General features: G+C 53.0%; 1 protein-coding gene. It reads left to right on the forward strand.

The features are described 5' to 3' along the window. The coding region (locus EDC32_RS16070) for a condensation domain-containing protein (RefSeq protein WP_158283430.1) at positions 1-3,695 on the forward strand (3,695 nt) is incomplete at both ends.

The following is a 3,695-nucleotide window of genomic DNA, read 5'->3' on the forward strand; positions in this document are numbered from 1 at the left end:
GGATCGTCACGGCCAGAACGGACGAAACGGGCCAAACCTACTTGTGCGCATACTTCACGGCGGAAGGCGAATGGACGGAAGAGGAATTGCGAGAGTACATGTCGCGCATATTGCCGGATTACATGGTGCCAACCTATTTCATCGGCCTGGACGCGTTGCCGGTTAACGCCAATGGCAAGGTTGACAAGTGGGCGTTGCCCGAACCGGACATCAGTGGCCAGCGTGTGTATGCGGCGCCGTCGACTGAGATGGAGCATTTGCTTGCCCGTATTTGGGAAGAAGTGCTTGGAATGGAGCAAATCGGGATTCATGACAACTTTTTTGCATTAGGTGGAGACTCCATCAAAGCGATCCGGATGGCGGCATTGCTAAATCGTCATGACTTGCGGCTGGAAACCAAAATACTATTTAGCCATCCCACCATTGCAGCCTTGGCACCCTGGGTGCTACCGGCTCGCCAGCGGTTGACCGAGGCAGAAGAAATTGCCGGAGAAGTGGAACTTACTCCGATTCAGCAATGGTATTTCTCCAAGCGTTCCCCAGAACCGCATCATTTCAATCAGGCGGTGATGTTGCGCAAAGAGGCCGGTTGGCGGGCGGAGAGTGTTGTGCGAGCGTTTGGGGCATTGGTCAAGCACCACGACGCGTTGCGCATGGGTTATCAATTGTCGGAGACGGGCGTCATCCAATGGGTTCGGGGAATGGACGGACAGCATTTTACCTTGGAAGAGACCGACTTACGCGGCCAAGGGGACGAGCAAGTGAAAGCGTGTGTCGAACAGGTTGCGAACCGGTTGCAACAAAGCTTGTCATTGGAAACGGGGCCGTTGGTTCGGCTGGGGCTGTTCAAGACGGACCAGGGAGACTGTCTGTTGATCGTGATCCACCACTTGGTGGTAGATGGTGTGTCGTGGCGGATCTTGCTGGAGGATTTTCACGCGTGCTATGAGGCGGACGAACAAGGAAAAGATATTGAACTCCCTGACAAGACGCATTCTTTTCAACTTTGGGCGGCTAAGTTGAAAGAGGTGGCTAATAGCGGCGTTGTGCTGAAAGAGCGCGATTACTGGAAGCAGCAGGAGACATTAGCGATTGCACCACTACCTAAAGACAGCGAGGGTTCTGGCCATCCGACGATGGGAGAACAGGTCGACATGACTTGGAGCTGGAACCGTGAAGAGACAAACAGGCTTCTTACCAGAACCCATCATGCGTACAACACAGATGTAAACGATTTGTTGTTAACTGCCTTGTGTCGGGCGCTCAAAGAGTGGACAGGCCAAGAACGGATTGCGCTCCATCTGGAAGGGCATGGGCGTGAGCAGATCATTCCGGGCATAGATGTGTCGCGAACGGTGGGCTGGTTTACCACCATGTACCCAGTCGTGTTCGACTTGCGCTATGACAACTGGGCTGACGCCATTCCACAAGTGAAGGAAACGTTGCGGCGGATTCCCAACAAAGGCATTGGCTATGGTCTTTTGCGTTATATGGCGGAAGCAGAACACACGCAGGATTTGACGTTTGCCTTGGAGCCGGAAATCAGTTTCAACTATTTGGGCCAGTTTGCGGAGGAAGGATTGGGCTCATCACCATTGCCGACGGGAACCTGGTTTAGTCCCAAAACGCCGGATAAACATGCCCTGTCGATCAGTGGTATGGTGGTCGACGGAAAGCTACATTTCATCTTTTCGTATAACCGGGAGTGGCTGTTTCCTGAGACGGTGGAGCGGTTGGCGGGCCGCTTCGACCAATATCTTCGAGAATGTGTGGCTCACTGCGAGGGGTGGCGGACGACGGTACGCACACCGAGTGATTTTGGAACGAATCCGTTGACATGGGACGATTGGAATCACGTGCGCACACTGATTGACGAACAGAAGATTGAAGATGTGTATGCGTTGTCCCCTTTGCAAAAAGGGATGCTGTTCCATTCGTTGCAAGACCGTCTGCAATACTTTGAACAATTTACGTTGGAGATTTCCGGGAAGATTGATGTGGCCCAATTTGAAGAAAGTTTACATGTGCTTGTGCAACAACATGGCATGTTGCGTACAGTCTTTGTGCATGAGAAATTAAGCGAGCCTGTGCAAGTGGTTTTGACATCTTGTTCCGTTCCGTTTTCATTTGTCGATCTCACCAGCTTGCCAGAAGAGGAACGTTCTGTCCGCATAACCGGGTTGAAAGCGGAAGACCGACAGCGCGGTTTCGCCTCATTGCAACAGCCATTAGTCCGCTTCACCTTGATTCGAATGGGAGATGCACAATACCGGTTGATTTGGAGCGTCCATCACCTGTTGATAGATGGATGGTGCCTCAAGCGCTTGCTTGAGGATTGGCTGGCGTGGCATCAAGCGCGGATGTGCGGGGAGACGTTGCCGGCGATCGCTCCGGTTCCTTATCGTCGCTACATCGAGTGGTTACAAGAACGAGATCATCAGAAGGCTCAAGCGTTTTGGGAATCCTATCTGCAAGGTTTTGAGCAAAAAACGACACTCTTTGGTCAGACTGATCCACCAAAGCGGTTAGTCGTGAAAGAAAAGGCAGAACGGATTTTCACACTGTCCCACGAGTGGACGGCACGACTCGGCCAATTGGCACGCCAAGCTCAAGTGACTGTCAACACGGTGTTACAAGCATTGTGGGGCGTCTTGCTACAGAAAATGAACAGTGTGCGCGATGTGGTGTTCGGTGCGGTTGTATCCGGTCGTCCGGCTGACTTGCCTCAGGTGGATGAAATGGTGGGTCTTTTCATCAATACAGTGCCGGTGCGCGTTCGCGGGGACAAAACCACCTCGTTTGCTGAATTGCTTGCGCAGTTGCAACAGGAGAATCTGGCGGCCGAACCGGCTCACTTTTCCTCATTGGCAGAGATCCAGACCCACACGTCGTTGGGTAACCAACTGTTTGACCATATCGTCGCATTTGAAAACTACCAATTGGATATGTCCGCGCTGAAAAAGGCTTATGCGGGCACGGGGTTTGTGATCGAACGGATCGAAGCATTTGAGCAGGACAATTATGCTTTTAGTTTGGTCATTTATCCGGGTGAACAGATCACATTGAAGTTTTCTTACGCGACGGAAGTGTTCACGCAAGAGCAAATGGAGCAGCTGTTCGCTTCGCTACAGGCTTTAATCAGACAAGTGGTGGCCGATCCCCGGCGTTCAATCGATGAGCTCGACATTGTTTCTGAAGCAGAAGCAGATCGGTTGCTGAACGCGTTTAACACAACGGAAGCAGAGTATCCAAGAGATCGAACCCTGCACGAGTGTATAGCGGAACAGGCGGCGCGCACGCCCGAACGGACGGCAGTGGTGTACCGGGAGGAGACGCTGACCTACGGCGAATTGGATGCCCGTGCCAATCGACTGGCCCGTTTGCTACAAGAGCGAGGGGCGAAGCGGGAAGAGATTATCGGTATTATGGTGCGCCCATCATTGGCGATGGTGGTCGGGACGCTTGGGGTGTTGAAGGCAGGGGCGGCTTATCTGCCGATCGATGCCGAGTATCCGGAGGAGCGGATTCGCTATATGCTGGCGGACGCACAAGCGAAGCTGTTGTTGGCCGAGCGTGGCGTGGATGTGCCAGAGGAATGGATTGACCGGGTATTGTGGCTGGATCAAATCGATTGGGAGGCAGGAGACCGAAGCGCATTGCCGGAGAAAGGGCAACCGGATGATCTCGCTTATGTG

Origin of the sequence: Laceyella sacchari, from assembly GCF_004343255.1 — a bacterium.
Lineage (GTDB): Bacteria > Bacillota > Bacilli > Thermoactinomycetales > Thermoactinomycetaceae > Laceyella > Laceyella sacchari.